The 21,384-nt window shown below is 58.8% G+C and carries 20 protein-coding genes and 2 pseudogenes; 10 read left to right on the top strand and 12 right to left on the bottom strand.

What is annotated here, in order from left to right:
• Window positions 1–10: 10 nt before the first annotated feature.
• The 3 genes from cysT to VDP81_RS00205 form a co-directional block, all read right to left on the bottom strand.
• Window positions 11–865, bottom strand: coding sequence for a sulfate ABC transporter permease subunit CysT (gene cysT / locus VDP81_RS00215; protein ID WP_322994982.1), 855 nt, complete (start codon window positions 863–865; stop codon window positions 11–13).
• A 3-nt stretch (window positions 866–868) separates the two neighbouring features.
• The gene (locus VDP81_RS00210) at window positions 869–1,873 is read right to left on the bottom strand and encodes a sulfate ABC transporter substrate-binding protein (protein WP_323011223.1); all 1,005 of its coding nucleotides are present in this window, start codon (window positions 1,871–1,873) and stop codon (window positions 869–871) included.
• A gap of 200 nt (window positions 1,874–2,073) precedes the next feature.
• On the bottom strand, window positions 2,074–2,892 hold the full coding sequence (locus VDP81_RS00205) for an RsiV family protein (RefSeq protein ID WP_322994984.1): 819 nt from the start codon (window positions 2,890–2,892) through the stop codon (window positions 2,074–2,076).
• A 127-nt stretch (window positions 2,893–3,019) separates the two neighbouring features.
• On the opposite strand from VDP81_RS00205, the gene VDP81_RS00200 reads away from it, so the two are divergent.
• The gene (locus VDP81_RS00200) at window positions 3,020–3,817 is read left to right on the top strand and encodes a hypothetical protein (protein ID WP_322994985.1); all 798 of its coding nucleotides are present in this window, start codon (window positions 3,020–3,022) and stop codon (window positions 3,815–3,817) included.
• Between the two features lies 1 nt (window position 3,818).
• Here the strand turns inward: VDP81_RS00200 and VDP81_RS00195 are convergent, their stop codons facing one another.
• From VDP81_RS00195 to VDP81_RS00185, 3 genes are all read right to left on the bottom strand, one after another.
• Window positions 3,819–4,571, bottom strand: a complete 753-nt coding sequence (locus tag VDP81_RS00195) for an SDR family NAD(P)-dependent oxidoreductase (RefSeq protein WP_323011222.1) — start codon at window positions 4,569–4,571, stop codon at window positions 3,819–3,821.
• A 49-nt stretch (window positions 4,572–4,620) separates the two neighbouring features.
• Window positions 4,621–5,883 (bottom strand): FAD/NAD(P)-binding oxidoreductase, encoded by a 1,263-nt coding sequence (locus VDP81_RS00190; protein WP_322994987.1) that lies wholly within the window; start codon window positions 5,881–5,883, stop codon window positions 4,621–4,623.
• A 146-nt stretch (window positions 5,884–6,029) separates the two neighbouring features.
• A complete protein-coding gene (locus VDP81_RS00185) occupies window positions 6,030–7,916 on the bottom strand; it encodes a methyl-accepting chemotaxis protein (protein WP_323011221.1) in 1,887 nt (628 codons plus the stop codon).
• Window positions 7,917–8,138: 222 nt separating this feature from the next.
• Here VDP81_RS00185 and VDP81_RS00180 point away from each other — a divergent pair, with 222 nt between their 5' ends.
• A complete protein-coding gene (locus VDP81_RS00180) occupies window positions 8,139–8,564 on the top strand; it encodes a DUF411 domain-containing protein (RefSeq protein WP_323011220.1) in 426 nt (141 codons plus the stop codon).
• Here VDP81_RS00180 and VDP81_RS00175 read toward each other — a convergent pair whose 3' ends face one another.
• Genes VDP81_RS00175 through VDP81_RS00165 form a run of 3 tightly spaced genes read right to left on the bottom strand, consistent with a single transcriptional unit; the run spans window position 8,565 to window position 10,790 of the window.
• Window positions 8,565–9,626 (bottom strand): OmpA family protein, encoded by a 1,062-nt coding sequence (locus VDP81_RS00175; RefSeq protein ID WP_323011219.1) that lies wholly within the window; start codon window positions 9,624–9,626, stop codon window positions 8,565–8,567.
• Entirely contained in the window at window positions 9,586–9,990 is a 405-nt protein-coding gene (locus tag VDP81_RS00170; RefSeq protein WP_323011218.1) for a flagellar motor protein MotB, read from the bottom strand. Before VDP81_RS00170 ends, VDP81_RS00175 begins: the two co-directional genes overlap by 41 nt.
• Window positions 9,987–10,790, bottom strand: coding sequence for a motility protein A (locus VDP81_RS00165; RefSeq protein ID WP_323011217.1), 804 nt, complete (start codon window positions 10,788–10,790; stop codon window positions 9,987–9,989). Before VDP81_RS00165 ends, VDP81_RS00170 begins: the two co-directional genes overlap by 4 nt.
• 69 nt (window positions 10,791–10,859) lie before the next feature.
• Between VDP81_RS00165 and VDP81_RS00160 the strand changes: the two genes are divergently transcribed.
• The 3 genes from VDP81_RS00160 (at window position 10,860) to VDP81_RS15305 (ending at window position 13,072) form a co-directional block, all read left to right on the top strand.
• Window positions 10,860–12,251 carry an 8-oxoguanine deaminase gene (locus VDP81_RS00160; RefSeq protein ID WP_323011216.1) on the top strand — a complete coding sequence of 464 codons (1,392 nt, stop codon included), beginning with the start codon at window positions 10,860–10,862 and terminating at the stop codon, window positions 12,249–12,251.
• Window positions 12,252–12,356: 105 nt separating this feature from the next.
• On the top strand, window positions 12,357–12,821 hold the full coding sequence (locus tag VDP81_RS00155; RefSeq protein ID WP_416233197.1) for a solute carrier family 23 protein: 465 nt from the start codon (window positions 12,357–12,359) through the stop codon (window positions 12,819–12,821).
• Entirely contained in the window at window positions 12,785–13,072 is a 288-nt protein-coding gene (locus tag VDP81_RS15305; protein WP_416233196.1) for a hypothetical protein, read from the top strand. Before VDP81_RS00155 ends, VDP81_RS15305 begins: the two co-directional genes overlap by 37 nt.
• A gap of 363 nt (window positions 13,073–13,435) precedes the next feature.
• On the opposite strand, the pseudogene ltrA reads toward VDP81_RS15305, so the two are convergent.
• Window positions 13,436–15,021, bottom strand: a pseudogene (gene ltrA, locus VDP81_RS00150) (group II intron reverse transcriptase/maturase).
• A 389-nt stretch (window positions 15,022–15,410) separates the two neighbouring features.
• Here ltrA and tnpA point away from each other — a divergent pair.
• The 3 genes from tnpA to tnpC all read left to right on the top strand — a co-directional run bounded on the left by tnpA (window position 15,411) and on the right by tnpC (window position 17,868).
• On the top strand, window positions 15,411–15,779 hold the full coding sequence (gene tnpA / locus VDP81_RS00145) for an IS66 family insertion sequence element accessory protein TnpA (protein ID WP_323011215.1): 369 nt from the start codon (window positions 15,411–15,413) through the stop codon (window positions 15,777–15,779).
• Entirely contained in the window at window positions 15,779–16,135 is a 357-nt protein-coding gene (gene tnpB, locus VDP81_RS00140; protein ID WP_323011214.1) for an IS66 family insertion sequence element accessory protein TnpB, read from the top strand. Before tnpA ends, tnpB begins: the two co-directional genes overlap by 1 nt.
• 206 nt (window positions 16,136–16,341) lie before the next feature.
• On the top strand, window positions 16,342–17,868 hold the full coding sequence (gene tnpC, locus VDP81_RS00135; RefSeq protein WP_322995367.1) for an IS66 family transposase: 1,527 nt from the start codon (window positions 16,342–16,344) through the stop codon (window positions 17,866–17,868).
• Window positions 17,869–17,905: 37 nt separating this feature from the next.
• Here tnpC and VDP81_RS00130 read toward each other — a convergent pair.
• Window positions 17,906–18,219 (bottom strand): annotated as a pseudogene (locus tag VDP81_RS00130) (transposase); the annotation flags it as partial.
• Window positions 18,220–18,560: 341 nt separating this feature from the next.
• Window positions 18,561–18,953 carry a MerR family transcriptional regulator gene (locus VDP81_RS00125; RefSeq protein ID WP_323011213.1) on the bottom strand — a complete coding sequence of 131 codons (393 nt, stop codon included), beginning with the start codon at window positions 18,951–18,953 and terminating at the stop codon, window positions 18,561–18,563.
• Window positions 18,954–20,086: 1,133 nt separating this feature from the next.
• Here VDP81_RS00125 and ccmA point away from each other — a divergent pair.
• Together ccmA and ccmB are read left to right on the top strand one after the other, a co-directional pair.
• Window positions 20,087–20,701, top strand: coding sequence for a cytochrome c biogenesis heme-transporting ATPase CcmA (gene ccmA / locus VDP81_RS00120; protein WP_323011212.1), 615 nt, complete (start codon window positions 20,087–20,089; stop codon window positions 20,699–20,701).
• The gene (gene ccmB, locus VDP81_RS00115) at window positions 20,698–21,381 is read left to right on the top strand and encodes a heme exporter protein CcmB (protein WP_323011211.1); all 684 of its coding nucleotides are present in this window, start codon (window positions 20,698–20,700) and stop codon (window positions 21,379–21,381) included. Before ccmA ends, ccmB begins: the two co-directional genes overlap by 4 nt.
• Window positions 21,382–21,384 lie beyond the last annotated feature (3 nt).

Genomic DNA, 21,384 nt, shown 5'->3' with positions numbered 1-21,384 from the left:
GGGGTTCCAGTTAAAGGGTCTGGCCCAGCGTGCGGCGGCGTACCCAGGCTTGCAGCAGGTTGATGGCCAGCAGCATAAGAAAAGAAAGACTCAGCATCACGACGGCAATCGCCGTCGCACCGGGATAGTCGTATTGCTCCAGCTTGGTCACAATCAACAAGGGCGTGATTTCCGACACCATGGGTAGATTCCCGGCAATGAAGATCACGGAACCGTATTCGCCCGTGGCACGGGCAAAGGCCAGGGCAAACCCAGTGATCAGGGATGGCAGCAGCGTCGGCAGGATGACCCTGGTGAATACCTGCCAGCGCGAGGCCCCCAGGCTGCTGGCGGCTTCTTCGAAGTCGGCCGGCATGTCTTCCAGCACGGGCTGCACTGTTCGCACGACAAATGGCAAGCCTACGAAAATCAGGGCAACGACGATCCCCAAAGGTTGAAATGCCACCTGGATATCCAGCGTGGCCAGCCAGGCCCCGAGCCAGCCCCGTGGGGTATAGAGCGCGGTCAGGGCAATCCCCGCCACCGCCGTGGGCAAGGCAAAGGGCAAATCAACCAAGGCGTCCAGCAGCCGTCGACCTGGAAACGGATAACGGACCAACACCCAGGCCACAATCCCGCCGAATACCGCATTGACCATCGCGGCCAGCAAGGCCGCACCGAAGGTCAGCCGGTAGGATGCCAGCACCCGAGGGTTGCTGACGGCCTGCCAAAATGCCTCCAGGCTCTGGTTGGCCGCCGTCAGGTAGGCAGCCGATAAGGGCAGCAACACCACTAGGCACAGATAGCCCAGGCTTAACCCCAAGGTCAGATTGCGTCCGGGCAGCACGCGTGCGCTCGGGCTGTCTTGCAAGACAGAAGTGGCCATGGTTTAGTGGCTCTCCGGCTGGTAGATTTGATCGAAGATGCCGCCATCGGAAAAATGTTGCGCCTGCAGGCTGGCCCAGTCTGGCCCCAGGTCTCGGATGGTAAATAAGGATAAGGGGGCAAACTGCGCTGCATGGCGCTGGGCCGCCGACGCCAGGGTAGGGCGGTAGTAGTGCTGTGCGACGATTTCTTGCGCCTCTGGGGAATACAAGTACTCCAGGTAGGCTTGGGCCACAGCCCTGGTATTGCGTCGGGCGACGGTTTGCTCCACCAGTGCAACCGGGGGTTCGGCGCGAATGCTGATGGGGGGGATGACCATCTCCAGACGATCCGCCCCCAGTTCCCGAATTGCCAGAAACGCCTCGTTTTCCCAGGTAATCAGCACATCCCCGATGCCCCGTTCGGCAAAGCTGGTGGTGGCGGCGCGCGCGCCGGTATCCAGCATCGGCACATGACGGTAAAGCTGCCGGATATAGTCGCGCGCCTGTTTTTCATCTCCTGCGCTGCCCAGCAATGCCGCGCCCCAGGCGGCCAGATAATTCCAGCGGGCGCCCCCCGATGTCTTGGGGTTGGGCGTAATCACCTGGACACCGGGATGCAGCAGGTCAGGCCAGTCGCGGATGTTTTTCGGATTGCCCTTGCGCACCAGAAAGACAATGGTGGAGTAATAGGGGACGCTGTGCTGAGGGTATTGCTGCTGCCAATCGGCCCGGACCAGGCCTCGGGCAGCCAGAATGTCGATATCCGGCGCCAGCGCCAGGGTAACAATATCGGCGGGCAGGCCATCCAGCACTGAACGCGCCTGTTTGCCTGAACCCCCATGAGACTGCCGGACCAGGACATGATCGCCGGTCTTGTTCAGCCAATACCGGGAAAATGCGGTGTTGTATGCCTGATATAGCTCGCGGGTCGGGTCATAGGAAGCATTCAGCAAACTGATGTTGCTTGCCTGTGCCGTCCCCAGGGCCAGCACGGCTGTCGTCAGCCAGGGCAGCAATCGAAAGCGCATAAACTGAATGCCTTGTCATTGAATGAGTCAAGGCATCAGCTTACGTGCATCGGAGGTCAGGCCGAACGAATCGTTTTGTCCAACGATATGAGGGATGCGCATAATGCGGTCTGGAAATATGGGTATATGTCCAGACCGGAGTCCCACCAGCACGCGCATGTCGATGGCTTAGGCAGTGGCCATGCGTCCGGTAGCAGCCATCAGAGATTGGGCGGCAGATACGCGGGCCGCAAAATACCCTGCAACTGGGTATAGGGAATCAAAAGTTCGGGTTGGCCCCAGGCGTAAGGCGCGATTTCGTAGGACTGATATTTCACCAACACCCCCTGGTCGGTGATCGCGACGTTATCGCTGGTGGCAAAGGGCCACATGCGACTGAAGCTATCCGGGTCCTGGATCGCATCGCGGTGGGCCAGCACCCACTTGTCATGCACTGCCTGCAAGGCTGCATCAAAGCCAGGGCGCGCCCCAGGCTGCAGCAACTGGTCTATGGTCAGGGCCTTGGCGCTTTGATTGTCCCAGTTGATGAACTGGGTGCCTGTTATGCCGTGCGCCATGCCGGTTTGATATTGGCCTACGTTGAGCTCGATCACCGTCAAGTGCGCATTGCGATAGCGGTTGCGGGCGATCAGATTGGCCTCGTCCCGAGGGGCGGCGGTCTTCCAGTAGTAAGCCTGGTATGCCTGCAAAGTATCGTAAGGGGCAGGGCGGCTGGTATCCAGCCAGGTCATGGTGGCCAGGGCATGGTCCACCAGGCCGGTCAGGCGGGGATTGCCGGGGAAAGCCAGGGAATCAATCACTAATTTAGGACATTCGCCCTTGCAGCCAGGGCGTTCTCCGGACCATTGAATCGGCTGGGAGAACAAACCTGATTGGCTGGTTTGCTGGTCCAATTGGGCGGGCACCAGGGAAATATCGCCTTGCGGGCTGCTGGCGCAGGCGGCCAGTGCCAGCGTCATGGTGGTGGCCAGCAGGGGCCGGTACAGTCTGGAATAGGCAAAGCGCGGTGGGTGCATCATCGGGTTTCCTGGCATCAACAATTTATATCCTACTGTATCGAGCAAGCCTGTGCCAGATACTATCCTCGAATACCCCGGAGGGATTCAGCGATAATGATGCAGATTTTGCAGCAAGACCGGAGACCTCATGCTTGATTTTATGTATGACCTGCCCAACTGGATGCTGTTTCTTGTTTGTGTCCTGCTGACGGGTCTACTGGTCGTATCGGCAGCAGCCAGCATGTGGCTGCTGCGTCTGATCTGGCCAAATCGCCATAAGACCACCATGATCAGCACCATGCTCTCAGGGGTGTTGTTGCCCACCGGCATGGTGGTGGCATTTGTGGCATCCGATATCTGGCAGCACGAAGCCAAGGGCCAGACCGCCGTCGAGCAGGAAGCCATGGCGGTGGGGGATATTCTGCGCATTGCCCAGCATTTGCCGACCGATCTGCGCGAGCAACTGACTGGCCTGACGGATGACTATATCCGCGAGGTGGTCGAAGTCGAATGGCCCCTGATGGCCAAGGGCCAGGCCAGCCGCCAGGCCGATGACTCATTGGATGCACTGGCGTATATGGCGATTCAGCTCGAGGTCTTGGCCGAGCAGGCCAAAAGCGCACCAGCTATTCTCTTGAGACAGTCCGCCAAAGATCTGCGCCACTACACGCAGCAGGTGGACGTTGCCCGTAATCACCGCCTGCTGGTGTCGCACAGCCGGGTCGCCGCCACCAAGTGGACCACGGTGCTGGTGCTGCTGTTTGTGGCGGCGTGCGTGATTTGCGAGATACATCTGACGCAACGCCGGGCATTGGTGATGGCCTTGGGGCTTTTTACGCTGGGGTTCGGGGCCACCATGTATTTGATTGCGTCCTATGAACGACCATTTACCGGGGCGACTATCATCGAGCCAACGTCTATGACGCTGTTGCTGGTGCGAAACTGAATCAGGGCTCGCGGTGTATTTTCAGGCCGGCAAACGACTGCGACACCGGCATGAGTTCAATCGAGTTGATATTGACCCGGGCCGGGCGCGTGGCTGCCCAGACGACGGCATCGGCCACATCATCGGCGGTCAAGGGATCTGCGCCGTCGTAGACCGCTGCCGCGCGTTGATCATCGCCCAGGCGAACCAGGGAAAATTCCGTGCCGCCGCACAGGCCTGGTTCTATATTGGTGACCCGCACCCGGGTGCCAAAGAGATCGGCCCGTAGATTCAGGCTGAGCTGGCGCACGAATGCCTTGGTGGCGCCATAGACGTTACCGCCCGGATAAGGATAGTCGCCTGCCGTAGAGCCGATATTGATGATGTGGCCCTGGTTGCGCTTGACCATGCCGGGCAGTACGACGTGCACCAGGCGGGTCAGGCCCAGTATGTTGGTGGCGATCATGCGTTCCCAATCGACCATCGAGGCTTCTTGCGCCGGGGCCACCCCCAGCGCCAGGCCGGCATTATTGACCAGCAAGTCCAGCCCCTGGAACTGTTGTTCTATCCAGGCACAGCCCTGGTCCACCGAGGCGGCGTCGGTGACATCCATCACCAAGGGGAAAAAGGCATCTCCGAGATCGGATTTGAGGGATTGCAACCGATCCAGGCGCCGGGCGGCGCCGATCACGGTGTAGCCGTCTGCAACCAGGCGCTGCGAAATGGCGGCGCCAAAGCCGGCGGAGGCGCCGGTCACCAGAGCAATTTTGGACATGGAAGGCCTTGAAACGAAATAGGATGGCAAAGTGCCATCCTAGCAGAACTTATGGCTGTACCGAAGGCGCCCCAGCCGGAAATTCTCGGGTTTTGTGGGTCACTGGCAGCCCGCGGCCCTTGATCAAGATATTCCAGTAGAACCAGGGCAGGAAAGAACGCTTGAGCCACCAGTAGAATCGGCGTGGGACGCGCGGGTCGACCGGAAAACTGGGCGTAATGGTGCCGCCGTAAGTGAATTCGGCCAGTAAAACCTTGCCCCGCGATGTCGTCAGCGGGCAGGCGGCATAGCCGTCGTAGGATTCCACATTGCCTGCCCCTCGCAAGGCACTGAGCAGATTGCCTGCCAGGACCGGCGCCTGGCTCTTGATGGCTGCTGCGGTCTTGCTGTTGGGGGTGGACGTGCAATCGCCCAGGCCAAAGATATTGGGATAGCGCGGATGGCGCAGGGTGTGCTTGTCGATTTCCAGCCAGCCGTTGGCGTCGGCCAGCGGGCTTAGCCGGATGAAATCCGGCGCGCTCTGGGGCGGCACCACATGCAGCAGGTCGTAGGCGACTTCCTCGCGCACGGTCTGGCCATCCACGGTGGATTCAAAAACAGCGATTTTTTCCTCGCCGCGCACTTGCACCAAGGCATTGCCATAGTGCGTATCGGCGGCATACGAGTCCATGACCTTGTCCAAGGCCTGAGCGTAGAACGGAATACCGAACACAGTGGGGCAGGCTGAACGAAACTGCAAGCTGGCGGACTTGATGCCGTGGCGACGGAAATGATCCGCAGACAAGTACAGGGCTTTTTGCGGCGCGCCTGGGCATTTGACGGCACCGGCTGGCTGGGTAAAGATTGCCGTTCCCCCCTGGAACTGCTGGACCAGCTCCCAGGTATAGGGGGCCAGGTCGTAGCGATAGTTGCTGGTCACGCCGTTTTTTCCCAGGGCATCGGCCAAGCCGTCGATGGCGTTCCAATTGATCTGGATGCCAGCCGCCACCACCAGGTAGTCATAGACGATCCGGGCGCCGTCATCGAGTTCGACCTGGCGCTCATCAGGCAGCAGGCGCTGGACGCGCTGGGCGATATGTCGCACGCCGGTCGGCAGGCAGTCATGCAAGGCCCGGCGCGTATCCTTGGCCTGATAGGCGCCACCGCCCACCAGTGTCCAGGCCGGCTGGTAATCATGGGTCGATGACGGCTCGATAACGGCGATGTCGAGTTGCGGCTGATTGCGCCGCAGACGGGCGGCAACGGCAGCCCCGCCAGTACCGCCGCCAATGATCACGACAGTGTGTTTACGAGTGGGTGCGGATGTGCTCATGAGGGCCTCTGGTGGATCGGTTGCGCCGCAGATAGGAATAACTGGTAGGCAATGCAGCGATTTTAGAGAGCCTCTTTAATAATGAGAACAATGGATGGGCTATGTCGATATGACCAATTTCAACAAAAACCCACCCCGCCGTAAGGCTATTTTCTGGGCGCCGGCAAAGCAGGTCGTCGGCCACTGCCCTGATCGTGGGCATGCTGCTGCGGCGCGTGCTCATCGAGCTTGAAGCCGGCCACTGCCTGCGCCAGCGCCTGTGCCTGATCCCGCAGGCTATCGGCCGCTGCAGCAGATTGTTGCACCAGCGCCGCGTTTTGCTGGGTAGCGCCATCCAGTTGCTGGACCGCGATTTCGATCTGGCTGATGCCCAGGCTTTGCTCGTTGGTGGCGACTTTGATCTCGTTGATGATATCGGTGACGCGTTGTACCTCGGAGACGATTTTGTCCATGGCTTCGCCTGCTTGACGGACCCGGTCGCCGCCATGGGCCACCTGGGCCACATTGGTGTCGATCAGGGATTTGATTTCGCGGGCGGACTGCGCGCTGCGTTGCGCCAAGGCACGGACCTCGGAGGCGACGACGGCAAAGCCCTTGCCGTGCTCGCCGGCACGTGCGGCCTCGACGGCTGCATTCAGGGCCAGAATATTGGTTTGGAAGGCAATGCTGTCGATGACGCCGATAATGTCGCCGATCTTGCTGGCATTGTCATTCATGCCCTGCATGGTTTCCACCACCTGGCCCATCAGGACACCACCTTGATTGGCAGCATCGCGTGCGCTGTTGGCCAGAACCACGGCGGCATTGCCTGCATCGGCGGTTTGTTTGACGGTGCTGGAGAGTTCTTCCATAGAGCTGGAGGTTTCCTGCAGGCTGGCGGCATTGCCTTCGGTGCGCCGGGCCAGATCGGCGTTCCCCGCAGCGATTTCATCCGAAGCCACATGCACGGAGTCCGTGGTCTGGCGGATGCTGCGCAAGGTGCCTGCGATCTTGCCCACGAATTGGTTGAACGACGCCCCGACCTGGGAAAGTTCGTCGTGGCCGGTCTGGTCCAGGCGCAGGGTAAGATCGCCTTCACCCGAGGCGATGTCCTGCAGGGCGTCCTTCAGGCTGCCCAGGCGGCGCAGCAGCGTGCGTGCCAGCAGCGTCAGGGCCGTGGCGGCCAGCAAGATCATGATGATCCCGGTGATCACCGCCTGCCAGCGCATCTGGCGCACGCCGGCCAGCACATCATCCTGGTTCAAGGCCACCACCAGCATCCAGCCGGTGTCGGCAATCGGGTGGGCAGTCAGCCAGTAGACCGGGCCGGCGATAATGGTGTCGCCCAGTTCGCCGGGGTTGTCCGCCAATTGCTGCAAGCGTTGCAGGTTATAGCGTGGAAAGACATCCGTGGCTGGTTTCAAGGTCAGGGCGGGGTCCGGGTGGGCGATGATGCTGCCGTCGCCCGCGACCAGATAGGCGAAGCTGTTTTCGGTCGGACGCAATGCCCGGGTGCTGGCAACCACGTCATCCAGGGTGATGTCTCCAGCGATGACGGCCTGTACCTTGCCGCCTGAAGCCACTGGCGTGGCGACACTGAGTATGATCTTGCCGGATGAGGCATCCTGGTAGGGGGCTGTCAGGATGGGCCCGCCTTCCTTGACGGCATCTATATACCAGGGACGGGTGGTGGGGTCATAGCCATCGGGCAGGTGCAGGGGGGCATTGGTCAGCATCTGCTTGGTGGCTTGACGGCCAATATAGGTCTGCATGAAGCGCCCGGATTGTTGCGCCTGCTGCAGATAAGGCACGGGGTCTTCATTCATGGCCACCGGAGCCACCGAACTCAGGATGTCCTTTTTGTCGCGCGCCCAGCTTTCTATTTCACGGGCGTTGCTCTTGATCAGGCTGCTGGTCTGCTGGCCCACCAAGTCCTTGACGGTGAGCTGGGCCGACAGGACATTGGCGGTGGCCAGCAGCACCATGGCGATGGCCACGGTCAGCGCAGAAGCCAGGACGAGTTTGGCACGGATGGATAATGATCGTAGACGCATGGCATGTGACCTATATGGAGACGGCACTGATCAGTGCCGGGAATTGCAGCGCCATTGTAGGGATTTGTCAGATTTGCTTATATTGGGATCAGCCCGGAGGATAGGCCGCTGATTCAAGGGCCGAAAGCCGATTTACGCTATGATCAGCCCGTCATGGGCCGGAACCAAATCATCGGGCCTGCGTCTCATTTGCACCATGCTGTTCATCACAGGAATTTCCCCATGCATGTTTTGATTCGCTCTGCTTTGTTTGTTGCTACCTTGGGCGTCAGCCTGAGCGCTTTGGCCGGTGGCCAGGCGGTCACGGTCTACCAGGACCCTAACTGCGGATGCTGCCATGGCTGGGCTGAACACATGCGGGCCGAGGGTTTCGAGGTACAGGAAATTCCCACAACCGACATGGCGGCGATCAAGGCCCGCCTGGGGGTGCCGATGGAACTGGCTTCGTGTCACACCGCCAGGATCGAAGCCAGCGGTCAGATCATCGAAGGCCACGTGCCCGCTTCGGCTGTGCGCAAGCTATTGGCCAGCAGCCAGATCCGCGGGGTATCCGCCCCCGGCATGCCCCTGAATTCCCCTGGCATGGGAGCTTTGGACGGCAATCTGGTCACTGTGGATTTCGATGGTCAGGCCTTTTCCAAAGACTGATTATTCGGTGGGTGAATTCATCGGGCTGTCCTGAACCCCTGGCTGGCCCTGATGGGCCTGCTGAAGAATCAAATCGGTTTCCGAGGGGGCGGCTGAATCCTGAGCCTCCTGGATATCAGCCGCCTGGACAGGTTTGTCTGTCGCTGCGACAGTCTCGCTTTCAACGGGGCGGGCGGTCTGGCCCTTTTCGATCACCAATTCCACGCGCCGGTTGCGCGCCCGACCCTGAGCATCCTGATTGGTGGCGATCGGACGAGTATCGGCAAATCCGACGGCCCGCAGATGGGCCTTGTCGATGCCGCCGGCCAACAGGAATCGCACCACGCTGCCGGCTCGGTCGGTAGAAAGTTCCCAGTTCGATGGATACCGGCTATTGCTGCGCACCGGGATAGAGTCCGTATGGCCTTCGACCACAATGTCGTAGCCTTTGCTGGCTAACAAAGCAGCCATGCGCTTCAGCACGTCTTGGCCGTGGGGGCTCAGATCCGCCTGGCCCGTGCCGAACAGGATTTCGCTATTGATCCGCAGGCTGACCGAGCGTTGATTGACGACGACCTCGACCTCGCTGCCCAACTTGCCCAAAGCCAAGTCGGCCGCCAAGGACTCTCCCTCGGATTGCGGATTGATGTCGGGCGGGGCGGGGCTGGCTGGCACGGGCGCAGGCACAGGAGCAGGAGCAGGCGTTGATATTGGTGCTGCCGCCGAGGTGACTGCGATGGGCTCTGCGGCATTGGCCGTCGCGGCAGGCAATTCGGGGGCGGTGCCGGCGATCAGCGGTTGACTGGCGGCAGGCGGAGCAGTGGGGGCAGGGGCAGGGTCGTTGCTTGGGCCAACGGCCATGGTGGGGGTCGATGGTGCAGGGACAGGGGCGGGGACCAGCGGTGCCGCGACAGGCTCGGGAACTGGCGGTGCCAGGTCCATCGGCGTTGGATATGCGCTGGCCAGCGCCGCCAGGCTGGCGGCGGGATAGGCCGCATCCTGGAAGTCGCTGGCCGGGGCGGCCGGGTAGGGAGAAAAATAATCAGGAGTGGGAATCAGGCCACCGCTGATAGGCGCTGCCATGGACAGCATCGGGGGGGCCAGGGCAGCAGGGGGGGGGCGACACCAGCGCCTGCTGCTGGTCTGGCGTTGTGGCCGTGGAAGAAGAATGGCCGATGCCGTCGCGCTGTTGGCTCAGCGAGCCAGAAAAAGCCAGCATCACGATCATGGCCACCAGCAGCAGCGTCATCATGTCGAGATACGTCAGAAACCAGCCTTCTTCCTGCTGGGGCTGGGTGCCGCCCTCCAGGCCCCAACGGGCGGCGGCGTCTGGGTTCGAGCGCTGACGGCGCTGTTGTTGACGGGCTTGTTGCAGCTCGGCTTCCAGCGCATGCATGCGCTGGATGAACTCGCGCGCGGGCTGCAGCTCGACGGGGCCGGATCTCATGCAGCGGATTCCCGGTGGGCCAGCATGTCGCTGTCCTTGATTTCATCACGCACATCGGCCACAAAGGCCTTCAGGGTTTCGCGCATCAGGGCCGGGCTGCGTTTTTGGCTCATCATCGAAATGCCCTGGATGATGGTATTCATCAGCACCAGACGCTGCTCGGTGCGGCGTTCGAGCTTGACGGCAATGGGCTTGAACAGCAGGTTGGCCAGCAGCACCCCATAAAATGTGGTCATCAGGGCCAGCGCCATCTGCCGCCCGATGGCAGTGATGTCACCGCCTCCCAACAGAAACAGCAGATTCACCAGGCCCACCAGGGTGCCCACCATGCCGAAGGCCGGGGCAAAACCCGCCATCACCCGAAATAACTGGGCTTCGGCGTGTTCTTTGGCTTTCATGCGGGCAATGCGCCATTGCAGCAAATCCAGGATGTCCTGTTCGGGGACATTATCGATCACCAGTTGTACGCCACTGCGCAAGAACGGGTTCGAGACCTTTTCCAAAGCATTTTCCACCGCCCGGATATCGCTTTGCATCCAGATCTTGGCAATATTGACCAAGTCTTCCAGATCCCGATCCACATAAAGCTGTTCATGATGCACTACGCTGCGGATCAGGCCGAAGATGCGCATGACCTCGCGCAAGGGGTATGCAATAAAGGTTGCCGCTGCCGTGCCCAGCAACACGATTCCCAATCCAGGGAAGTCGACAAACAGGCGCGGGTCCTCGGTGGAGAACACCAGAACGATGGCCAGCAATAAGATGCTGGCCACGATGCCAATCAAAGTGGAAGGATTCATGCGCATGGCGGTGGGCTTGGTTGGTATCGCAGGAGAAGTACAGTATCTTACCTTGATCTGATTGACGGGATGGCTGACACAATGCTGATTGCTCTGAACGCCGATGTACTGGTGACCATGGATGCCGACCGGCGCGAAATTCCGGATGGGGCGCTGGTCACCGATGGCCCTGTCGTGAAGTGGGTGGGCCCCAGCGCAAGCCTGCCATCAGAGTATCGCCAGGCGCTGGACAACAAGACTGCGCAAAAGCTGGATATGCGCGGCCACGTGCTGATCCCAGGCCTGGTGAATACCCACCACCACATGTATCAGTCCCTGACGCGTGCCGTGCCGGCTGCCCAGGATGCCGAACTGTTCACATGGCTGGGAAATCTGTATATGCTGTGGTCGCACCTGACCCCGGAAATGATTGGCATATCCACCAAGACCGCCATGGCCGAACTCATGCTGTCTGGCTGCACAAGCACCAGCGATCATCTTTATCTGTTCCCCAATGGATCGCGGCTGGATGACTCGATTGCCGCCGCCCAGGAGATGGGGATGCGCTTTCATGCTGCTCGCGGCTCTATGAGTGTGGGCCGCAGCAAGGGTGGCTTGCCACCCGACTCGGTCGTGGAGGAAGAAGCCGTCATTCTGCGCGACAGTCAGCGTCTTATCGAAACCTATCATGACGAGACCCGCCATTCTATGCTGCGTGTCGTGTTGGCGCCGTGCTCGCCTTTCTCGGTATCACGCGATCTGATGCGCGAATCCGCCCAGATGGCGCGCCATTATGGCGTTTCCCTGCATACCCATCTGGCAGAAAACAATAATGACGTCATCTACTCGCAAGAGAAATTTGGCATGACACCGGCACAATACGCAGAAGACCTGGGCTGGGTTGGGCATGACGTCTGGCACGCGCACTGCGTCAAGCTGGATGCAGCCGGGATCGCGCTGTTTGGCCGTACCGGCACTGGGGTCGCCCATTGCCCATGCTCGAACATGCGGCTGGCCTCGGGCATTGCCCCGGTGCGCGCGATGCTGGACGCACAAGTGCCGGTCGGCTTGGGCGTGGATGGCAGCGCCTCCAACGATGGGGCGCATATGTTGGGCGAGGTCCGCCAGGCCATGCTGCTGCAGCGGGTGGGTCATGGCCCGGCTGCCCTGAGTGCGCGTGAAGCCCTGGAAATCGCCACCTTGGGCGGCGCCCGCGTCCTGGGCCGTGACGATATAGGGGCCTTGGCGCCAGGCATGTCCGCTGATTTCGTGTCCTTCGATCTATCCGCGATTGCGTACGCCGGCGCTCATGATCCCGTGGCTTCCTTGGTTTTCTGCACGCCCGGTCAGGTATCGACCAGCGTGATCAACGGCCGCGTTGTGGTCGAAGACGGCCAATTGCTGACGACCGATCTGCCACAGGTGCTGGAACGACACCGCCAGCTTGCTCATACGCTGTTCACGCGCGCCAGCACTCACTAAACATCCATCAGCTTAAGTAGCAGCCATCGTACGATTCAGACCCTGATCCGGCGTAGACCGGACAGGGCAGGGGGCTGGCAACCCCATTTCCCAGGAGACCAAGCAATGAGTACATTCAAAATATCCGTCAATCGCAGCACACCGGCGTTGCGACCGGAAGACGAGAATCCCGGATTGGGTGCCAATCTGGCATTTGGATTGCAGCACGTGCTGACCATGTATGGGGGCATCATCGCCGTCCCCTTGATCATTGGCGAAGCAGCCGGCCTGCCTGCCGACGAACTGGGCTTATTGATTACCGCCTGCTTGTTCATGGGGGGCTTGGCAACCTTGCTGCAAACGCTGGGCGTGCCATTTTTTGGCGCCCAACTTCCCCTGGTACAAGGCGTTTCATTTGCCGGAGTGGCCACCATGATTGCCATCCTGAACACAGGGGGAGGCTTGCCAGCCATCTTTGGCGCCGTCATGGCAGCCTCCTTTCTGGGCTTGGTCATTATCCCTGTTTTTGCGCGTGTCATCCGGTTTTTCCGCCCTTGGTCACTGGTATCGTCATCACCACGATTGGGCTGACCTTGATGCCGGTCGCTACCTTCTGGGCGATGGGCGGCAATCCTGGCGCGCCTGACTTCTACAAGGATTTCCCAGAATGGTTTTCCACCATTTTCCAATCCGGAATCAGTTCCGCTGCCGTCGTCGCCATTATCCTGAACATGGTCTTCAACCACGCAGCCGCCAGCAAGTCACTGGCTCAGCCCAGCAGCCAGGCCGAGTCCGAGGGGCTGGACGCCAGCGCCACCAGCCAATCTGCCTCCAGCGCCTGAGCTGGGGTCTGTTTCAAGGCAGCAGGCGGTAACCTAGTGCGCAGAACTAAACGCGGATAATTTCACAATGTGGTATGTGCTTTTATTTCAATAGCTAACAGACACATCTTAATCTAGATTATATAAATTCTAGCCGACTTTAGTTCCATTTTAATCGCCTATTCAATCGATGCTGGTAGGCATCGGAACTAAAGTTGGCAAATTGATGCTGCTGCGGGCCTACTTCGATTTCAATCACCACGAAAGTGTTGAGTGGTGGCCCCTTGACTGTGATTGTCTGTGCTCAATCACCACAGCACTCGCCTTATGCTGAGTCTGAAGTGAACTCTAATGCGATTTATATGGTCGCGGTAGGGACACCGGTTACCCGATGCCCCCCGCACAGATCCGTACGTGCAGAATTACCGCATACGGCTCCTGCCTTGGGTTGTGACGTCAAAACGAACCGAGGGATAGGGATGCTTCGGAACTTGCCGCGGGTACAGCAGGTAACGGCGAGCGATCGTTTTCAGCCTCTCCCACGTCATTCGATGCCGCTGACTTCGGCGCCTGAGCGCATGTAGCCAGTGACGACAAACTTCTTGGTAGAACTGATCCAGTCGCTTTTCATTACCGGGCACATTGAAGTAAGCAAAGTAGCCGCGCACCACTTGCCCAAGCCATTTACCCATCACGGGGACGGGCTCATGGCGACGGCGCAGCAATGTCTGGCCTACTGCTTTCAGCGTGGCACGCATTCGCTTCTTGACAGTGAGGCGTTTGACCTCGAAGAAGCCCTTCTTGTTCTTACCACAGATGTGAGTAAAACCAAGAAAGTCAAACGTCTTGGGTTTGCCTTCACCGTGCTTGAGACAGTCTTCGGCGGCGTACCGCCCAAACCGTATCAATCGGGTTTTGGCAACATTCAGTTCCAGTCCGAACTGACCAAGGCGTTTTGCGAGTGCCTTCAGGAACTGCCGGGCTTCTGACTCGTAAGCGAAACCCATCACGCTGTCGTCCGCGTAGCGCACAACGATGACTTCACCCTTGGCAATCCGCCTGCGCCATTGTGCAACCCAGAGGTCATACACATAGTGCAGGTAAATGTTTGCCAATACGGGTGATATGACAGCCCCTTGGGGGCATCCGCGTTCAGATGGAATGCGGCGACCCTCTTCAAATACACCTGCCACAAGCCATTTGCGAATCAGTCTCAAAAGACGACGGTCCGCAATCCGATGCTCAAGGAAACGCATCATCCATTCATGATCAATCATGTCGAAGAATGCACGGATATCCGCATCCAGCACCCACCTTATCTGACGTGTCTGTATTCCAACCGTCAGTGCATCCAAGGCGTCGTGCTGGCCCTTGCCTTGCCTGAATCCATAAGAGAACCCCAGAAAGTCCTGCTCGTAAATTGCATTCAGCAGCTGAGTTACCGCATGCTGAACCAGCCGATCTTCCAGAGCTGCGATCCCAAGCGGTCGTTGACTACCATCCGCTTTGGGAATGTAAACTCGCCGGGAAGCTGTTGCCCGATACCGTCCAGCATGAATTTCATCGTGCAGTTCGGGTAGTCGAGTGGACAGCCCCCGCTCATACTCTGCCCACGTCATCCGATCAATACCTGTCGCGGCATTCCTGTTGAGGGCATAGAAGCTCTCGTACAGTCGTTCCTCGGTCAGGTGATGCATCAGTGACGTGAACCGGACACGCTTATCCCTGCGTGCCGCTTGACGTATGCCCTCCAGAGACATCGACGCACTTACCCGGCTCTGAGTCCGGCGTGCGGGTTCCTGGCTGACATTTCCCTTGGCTACTCCCCTTTTCTCCACCGCCTCCGCAGGTTTCCCTTTGTTCGGCAGCTTCTTCGATACTACGGGAGTATCCGACTTCTCACCAACGTAGACGGCAGGATTACGGTTTATGACCTTGCCTGCCCCGTCCGGTACCACATGATCGGACATTGATGAGACCTCCCAGTTTCCGTGTGAGTGACTTCCCAGCGTGCTCAGGGTCTGCGACCGCGCGGGACGTGAGCATGGCTTGCACTTGTCGTCATGTTCACTGTGGCCTTCCGCTTCGCTTAACAGCGTCGGCGTCCCGGATTTATGATTTCGCGGCTCGATGGCTGGCCCGCAGGTTTCCCCTGTCAACACTTCACCGACCACCTCGCGATGGGCGACGCATGACTCGGGGTTAGGATGATGTGCCATTCTTTCCTATATCGGACTTTCACCGACTATCAACTCACCAGCTTTGACTGGCGTACTAAACGCTCCATTTTTCCCATGATTGTTCGCGCCCGCTCTGTGGGGCATCGTATCGGTTCTGCAAGCAAACAGGAGAACCGAGGATGTCGACGAGTCGAGGACCAGGGCAGGCCTGGTGGGAAATGCACCTTGACGCGATAGCGCGCGAGGGCATTGGCGCCACGGCCTACGCGCAGCGTGAGGGGTTGCCGGTCTCAAGCCTGTATTATTGGCGCCGGCGCCTCAAAGCCCTGGAGCGGAAGGCTCAGGTGCCCGTCAAGGCGGTGGCTGCGCCGGTTGCGCGCCAGTTTGTGCCGGTCAACGTGGGTCCGCTCGCCGCTGTCGATCACCCTGTCGCGGCGGATCGCCATGTACTGGTGCTGGGCGCTGGCCTGCGTCTGGAGCTGCCCGGCTTGCCCAGCCCGCAGTGGCTGGCGCAGGTGCGTCAGGCGCTGACTGAGCAGGTGCATTGATGCACCCGGGAGTGGCGATTGGGCAGGTCTACTTGTGCTGCGTGCCGGTGGACTTTCGCAAGCAGATCGACGGGCTGGCCGCGCTGGTGCAAAGCGAGCTGGAACTGGATGTCTTCGGCGATACGTTATTCGTGTTCGTGAATCGCCAGCGCAACCGCATCAAGATTCTGTATTGGCATCGCAACGGCTTTTGCCTTTGGCAGAAGCGGCTGGAGAAAGAGCGCTTTGCCTGGCCCGCGCCAGGCGCGCAAGCGACCGTGACACTCACCCCCAAAGAGTTGGAGTGGCTGTTGGAAGGGTTTGATTTATGGGCGAATCATCCTCATAAAACACTGAAATATCAGTCAGTTATGTGATAATTCTGGTATAATTATGCATGTCTGATCGCCCTGCAGCCACCCCATCCTTCCCCCCTGAGCACAGCCCCGAAATCGGCGCTGTGCCGACCTCGGTTGAAGCCTTCCAGGCGGCATTGAAAGCCGAGCGCGAAAAGACGCTGGCCGAGTTACGGGCCACGCTGCAGGCGCAGAACGAAACCCACCTTCACGCCTTGCGTTCGGCGATGCAATCCGAGTTCGAGAGGAAACTGCAAGAAGGGATTGCCGCCGGCGTCGCCACAGGGGTCGCCGAGGCGGTGCAACGCATCCTTGAGCAATGGCGCTTGGCCCGGCATCAGGTGTTCGGCCCCAGTAGCGAGTCGCACCAGGGCGAGCTGTTTAACGAAGTGGAAGCCTTGGCCGAGCAGGCCGCTGATCTCGAAGACGCACACGAGGGCGCGCCCGCGCACAACACGCCTCGCCCCAAGCGCGGTCATCGCCGCGCTTTGCCGCCCGAGCTGCCCCGCGTCGAGTTCCTGGTCGATGTCCCCGAAGCAGAACGCCAATGCGCCTGCGGCACCCCCATGGTGCGTATCGGCGAAGACGTGAGTGAACAGCTGGACATCGTGCCGATGCAAATCCGCGTGATCCGCACGGTGCGCCCGCGCTACGCCTGCCCCAAGGGCGATCAGGCACCGGTACAGCAGCCGGCACCGGCGCAGGTCCTGCCGCGCAGCAACTTCAGCGCCGGGTTCCTGGCGATGATGGCGGTGGTGAAGTATGTCGACGGCCTGCCTCTGGCGCGCTTCGAGAAGGTGATGGCCCGCCACCAGGTGGACGTCCCACGCCAGAGCATGACGCGGGCCATGATCAGGCTCGCCCAGGCCTTGCAGCCGCTGCACAATCTGGCCCGCGACACCTTGCTGGATGCGCCCGTCATCCACATGGATGAAACCACGGTTCAAGTGTTGAAAGAACCAGGGCGAAGTCCGACCTCTAAAAGTTATATGTGGGTGCAGCGCGGCGGGCCGCCGGGGCGCACGGTGGTGTTGTTTGATTACGAGGCGAGCCGTTCGGGGCAGATACCGGTACGCCTGCTCGAAGGCTGGCAGGGTTACCTGATGACCGACGGGTACGAAGGCTACGCGCCGGTGGCGCGCCTGCCCGGTGTGGAGCACCTGGCGTGCGCAGCCCATGCTCGGCGCAAGTTCGTCGAAGCCAAACGGGTCAGCCCCAAAGGCAAGAGTGCCCGCGCAGACCACGCGCTGGATCTGTTCGCCCGGCTGTATCGTATCGAGGCCAAGCTGAAAACAGCGAGCGATGCGCAGCGCTTCGAGGCGCGCCAGACCCACAGCCTGCCGATCCTGCAAAAGCTGCGTGCATGGTTGGATGAAACCCTGCCGGGGGTCACGCCCAGGAGCAAGCTGGGCGAAGCGTTGGGATATCTGCACAAGGTCTGGCCGCGCCTGATCCGCTATACCGAGTGCGGCGATTTGCCCATCGATAACAACCCCGCAGAAAACGCCATCAGGCCGTTTGTGATTGGCAGAAAAGCGTGGCTTTTTGCGGATACCCCGGCGGGTGCACACGCCAGCGCGGTACTGTATTCGCTGCTGGAAACGGCCAAGGCCAACGGGCGCGAGCCCTATGCGTGGCTGCGCTTTGTGCTGGAACACCTGCCGATGGCCCAAACAGTGGACGAAATCGAGGCGCTGTTGCCGTGGAATACTCATGACCAAGATTTAGCCATGAATCTCGCCGCCTGGGAATAATGGGGGAGATGCACCGCTTACGGGACGTGTCCTGCATGACCCAGTTCATCCGTACGTCTGCGTTCATAGTCCGGACTTTTTTTTGAGCCAATCCAATTCCATCTTCAGGCGCCCGATCTCGCTGTACAAGCGGTCCTCGTCGGCGTGCTCTGCAGGCTTTGGGCCACGCTTGCTGGCAAACAGCGTGGCTGCCTGTTCCTGGATTGCCTTCTTCCACTGGCTGACCACCACGGGATGCACACCGTACTGTTGTCCTATTTCGTTGAGCGTCTTCTCCCCGCGGATCGCTTCCATGCCCACCTTCGCCTTGAATTCTGCGCTGTGAACCTTGCGTTTCTTAACCTCTGTCACGCTGCTTTCCTCCTCGGATTACAGCTTAAACCGCTGTCTCGATTCCGGGGTCCACTTTAGAGGTCAGAAGTGGCATAGTTCAGATTCTTTGCCCAGAAATAACAAGTTTGGACAAAAAAATTTGCGAGAAGTGGCGTACGCTATCTCACTCCGCCGATCAAAGCATGTGTGATGACCATGCGTTTAATAGTGCTATGGCATGGTTTTGGGCAGCTGATCCAAATAGACATCATAAAAGCTTATTTAAACTCACTCAAAGCGAGCAGCATGGTCGGCCAACGTTTGAATATCTTAATGTTTAATGCACTTGGCCTTACCGGTTTCTTGACTGTTTTTTTGCGTTAATTGGTGTGCTCAGGGTCGGCCATATCTGGGTAAGATGGGCGATTATCGTCAGAGCAACATTCGATCAACGTTTGAAGCGCATTAGCAATTTGTTCCAGACTGTTAATTTTCCCGTGTAATTCAGCCATATGAGCCGCAGCGTTTCGTTTTACGTCAGCACTCTGACGTGAGCTGTCACGCCAAAGGCTCAACAACTCATTGAGATCTGCTACCGAAAAGCCAAGATCACGCCCCCTGCGGATAAACCGCAGCACGTGCACATCAGACAGAGAATAGCTCCGATAACCCGACTTCCTGCGGCTCGCGGGAGGGAGCAGTCCGATCCGTTCATAGTATCGGATCATCTTCGTCGAAACGCCGGAGTCTTTCGCCACTCGCCCGATATTCATGTTGATGCCTCCTTTGCATTTACTCAAATTCTGTGTGATGCGGGGATTCGGCCACTGCCGGCGGTGAGTGAAATCAGCGCACGCCGGCCCACTTGGTTGCCAAACTCGTCGTCGCCTCGGTAACACCGGGAACAGCTTTGAGTGCGAGTTCGACTAGGCCCACGCACGATGTACGAACCAGGCCTTCGATCGACAGGCTGTTCGCAGTCGTCAAAACGTCCTTTGGCAGTGTCAGTGCGTTCAATTTGCACCTCCTTGTCGTTTGGTTCCAATAGGTTAAGAAAAAGCATATTGCTTACCATTACCGGAAGGTCAAGAGCAAAAACTCATACGGCGAATCGGATTTTGAGCCCTTGAGCTCTTGCAAGGTTGATGGGGAGGTTGTGGCGCGCGCCACCACGGTAGGGAGGGGAGGGCAAGGATAGTCGCTCGCATGCCAGGGATCTTTTCGTTCTCTCTTCGTTACTTATTGTTGTGAAGACTGTTAACGGCATCATTGCCCTCAAGGCGAAGGTGGTTTTTTACGCTCATTTGCGAGGGATACCGGCACCCAGTACAATCGCTAGTGCAATGAAGAAATTTCTCCTTATTTTTATGCTGCTTATGCTGCCGCTCCAGGCCTCGTGGGGCGTCGTGAGCGAATATTGCCAGCCGGATAGGGAAATTTGCGTCGAGGCTTGTTATAGCGACGATCAAGAGCAGCGTGTATATTCGAGCGACGAGACTCAGCAAACCAGTTCGAACTCGGTGCTTCTGGATCAGTACGAGCATACATGTCACGCGCCAGCGGTTTCGATTATTTCATCTTCAAATCAAACTACTTCCTCGATATCCTCTAGCTCGATCCTTCGGTTTCAAGAAACGCCTTTGAGCTTACCAACCTTCTCTGAACGGCCCGAGCGGCCCCAGTGGCTTTTTCTTGCCTAAGCTGGCGAGCCGCTGATCCGACTTCCCCCCTGATTTACACCTGCGTCTTCAGCGTCGTCGCGTTCAATTAACTTTGGGCGCGAACCCAGCAATTCACTACGGTAGCGCTTAGCCTCGTATGTAACGGACGATACATTGCATATCGACGCTGGGCCCAAATACCGATGTCACCTGGTTACTAACATATTTGTGGACAAGGGTCGACGGTGCTTGAAGTCATCAATTTGGACTGCGTGCGTGGTGAGCGCCGCCTATTTCATCATCTGAACTTTCAGCTTAAGGCTGGCGAATGCCTGTTGGTGCACGGCCAAAACGGCAGCGGCAAAACCAGTCTTTTACGCATGTTGGTAGGATTAACGCCTGCGGCTGGCGGCGCCATTCATTGGCAAGGCAATCCGATCAAGACGCTAGGCGATGACTACCGACGCGCGCTGCTGTATTGCGGTCACCCCATAGGTTTGAAGGACGATCTAAGCGCCATAGAAAACCTCACTTTCAGTATGGCACTGGCTGATGAAGCCGTCACCCTGGAAGCTGCCTATCAGGCCTTGGGCCATGCTGGATTGCGGGGGAGGGAGCATCTGCCTGTGCGCACCCTGTCACAAGGACAAAAACGTCGTGCCAATCTGACCAAGATACTGCTACAGAAACGTACCTTGTGGGTGCTCGATGAACCTCTGACAGCATTGGATGCACAAGCAAGCCTGTGGCTAATCAGTGAAATCGACTGCCATCTCAGCAGTGGCGGGATGGTTGTTTTGACTAGCCATCAGAACATTGCACTAAGCGGTAAAACACAACTTCTACGAGTAGGCCCATGAGCGACGCATTTGGCCTGAGTGTGCTGTGCGGCATGATTCAACGCGATTTAAGGCTAGCCATGCGACGCAAGTCCGATGTGCTGACGCCGCTTTTTTTCTTTGTCATCGTGGTGAGCCTGTTCCCCTTGGGCATAGGAGCAGAGCGCGACACCTTGCGACAGATCGCTCCAGGCATTTTGTGGGTGGTGGCACTGCTGGCGTCTATGTTGTCGCTTGACCGGCTGTTTGAGCAGGATTACGCCGACGGCACCTTGGAGCAAATGGCCCTTTCTCCCGCTCCGCTAGGGATGCTGGTGCTGGGCAAGGTGGTCGCGTATTGGCTATTGACGGGTTTGCCCTTGACCTTGCTGGCTCCGCTGCTGGCCTTGCAATTCGATTTACCAACGCCTTCGTTACTGGTGCTGGCTGCGTCGCTGGCCATTGGTACCCCTGTACTTGGTTTTATTGGCGCGATCGGAGCGAGTTTGACCCTGGGCCTGCGAGGCGGCAGCGTCCTGGTCGCCTTGCTTGTACTTCCGCTTTATGTGCCGGTCCTGATCTTTGGCGCGGGTTCCGTAGACGCTGCCGCTGTCGGTCTGGGGGCTACGGCGCATCTGTCATTGCTGGGCGCCGTGCTGGTTTTAACTGCTTTTTTTGCACCATGGGCCACAACCGTGGCATTACGGATTGCGTTGGAATAATGA

It is taken from the genome of Castellaniella sp. (assembly GCF_034675845.1).
In the GTDB taxonomy this organism is placed as follows: Bacteria; Pseudomonadota; Gammaproteobacteria; order Burkholderiales; family Burkholderiaceae_B; genus Castellaniella.
Note: the sequence above shows the minus strand (reverse complement) of the source record. Positions and strands in the feature narration are given on the sequence as shown.

Bases quoted from the DNA above. Each gene is read 5' to 3' on its own strand.
- VDP81_RS00185 (WP_323011221.1), bottom strand. From the start codon at position 7,916: ATGCGTCTACGATCATTATCCATCCGTGCCAAACTCGTCCTGGCTTCT.
- tnpA (WP_323011215.1), top strand. From the start codon at position 15,411: ATGTCGACGAGTCGAGGACCAGGGCAGGCCTGGTGGGAAATGCACCTT.
- ccmB (WP_323011211.1), top strand. From the start codon at position 20,698: ATGAGCGACGCATTTGGCCTGAGTGTGCTGTGCGGCATGATTCAACGC.
- VDP81_RS00170 (WP_323011218.1), bottom strand. From the start codon at position 9,990: ATGAGATCCGGCCCCGTCGAGCTGCAGCCCGCGCGCGAGTTCATCCAG.
- tnpC (WP_322995367.1), top strand. From the start codon at position 16,342: ATGCAATCCGAGTTCGAGAGGAAACTGCAAGAAGGGATTGCCGCCGGC.
- VDP81_RS00180 (WP_323011220.1), top strand. From the start codon at position 8,139: ATGCATGTTTTGATTCGCTCTGCTTTGTTTGTTGCTACCTTGGGCGTC.
- VDP81_RS00125 (WP_323011213.1), bottom strand. From the start codon at position 18,953: ATGAATATCGGGCGAGTGGCGAAAGACTCCGGCGTTTCGACGAAGATG.
- VDP81_RS00190 (WP_322994987.1), bottom strand. From the start codon at position 5,883: ATGAGCACATCCGCACCCACTCGTAAACACACTGTCGTGATCATTGGC.
- VDP81_RS00160 (WP_323011216.1), top strand. From the start codon at position 10,860: ATGGCTGACACAATGCTGATTGCTCTGAACGCCGATGTACTGGTGACC.
- cysT (WP_322994982.1), bottom strand. From the start codon at position 865: ATGGCCACTTCTGTCTTGCAAGACAGCCCGAGCGCACGCGTGCTGCCC.
- VDP81_RS00155 (WP_416233197.1), top strand. From the start codon at position 12,357: ATGAGTACATTCAAAATATCCGTCAATCGCAGCACACCGGCGTTGCGA.
- VDP81_RS00165 (WP_323011217.1), bottom strand. From the start codon at position 10,790: ATGAATCCTTCCACTTTGATTGGCATCGTGGCCAGCATCTTATTGCTG.
- VDP81_RS00210 (WP_323011223.1), bottom strand. From the start codon at position 1,873: ATGCGCTTTCGATTGCTGCCCTGGCTGACGACAGCCGTGCTGGCCCTG.
- VDP81_RS00200 (WP_322994985.1), top strand. From the start codon at position 3,020: ATGCTTGATTTTATGTATGACCTGCCCAACTGGATGCTGTTTCTTGTT.
- VDP81_RS00175 (WP_323011219.1), bottom strand. From the start codon at position 9,626: ATGGCAGCGCCTATCAGCGGTGGCCTGATTCCCACTCCTGATTATTTT.
- tnpB (WP_323011214.1), top strand. From the start codon at position 15,779: ATGCACCCGGGAGTGGCGATTGGGCAGGTCTACTTGTGCTGCGTGCCG.
- VDP81_RS00195 (WP_323011222.1), bottom strand. From the start codon at position 4,571: ATGTCCAAAATTGCTCTGGTGACCGGCGCCTCCGCCGGCTTTGGCGCC.
- VDP81_RS00205 (WP_322994984.1), bottom strand. From the start codon at position 2,892: ATGATGCACCCACCGCGCTTTGCCTATTCCAGACTGTACCGGCCCCTG.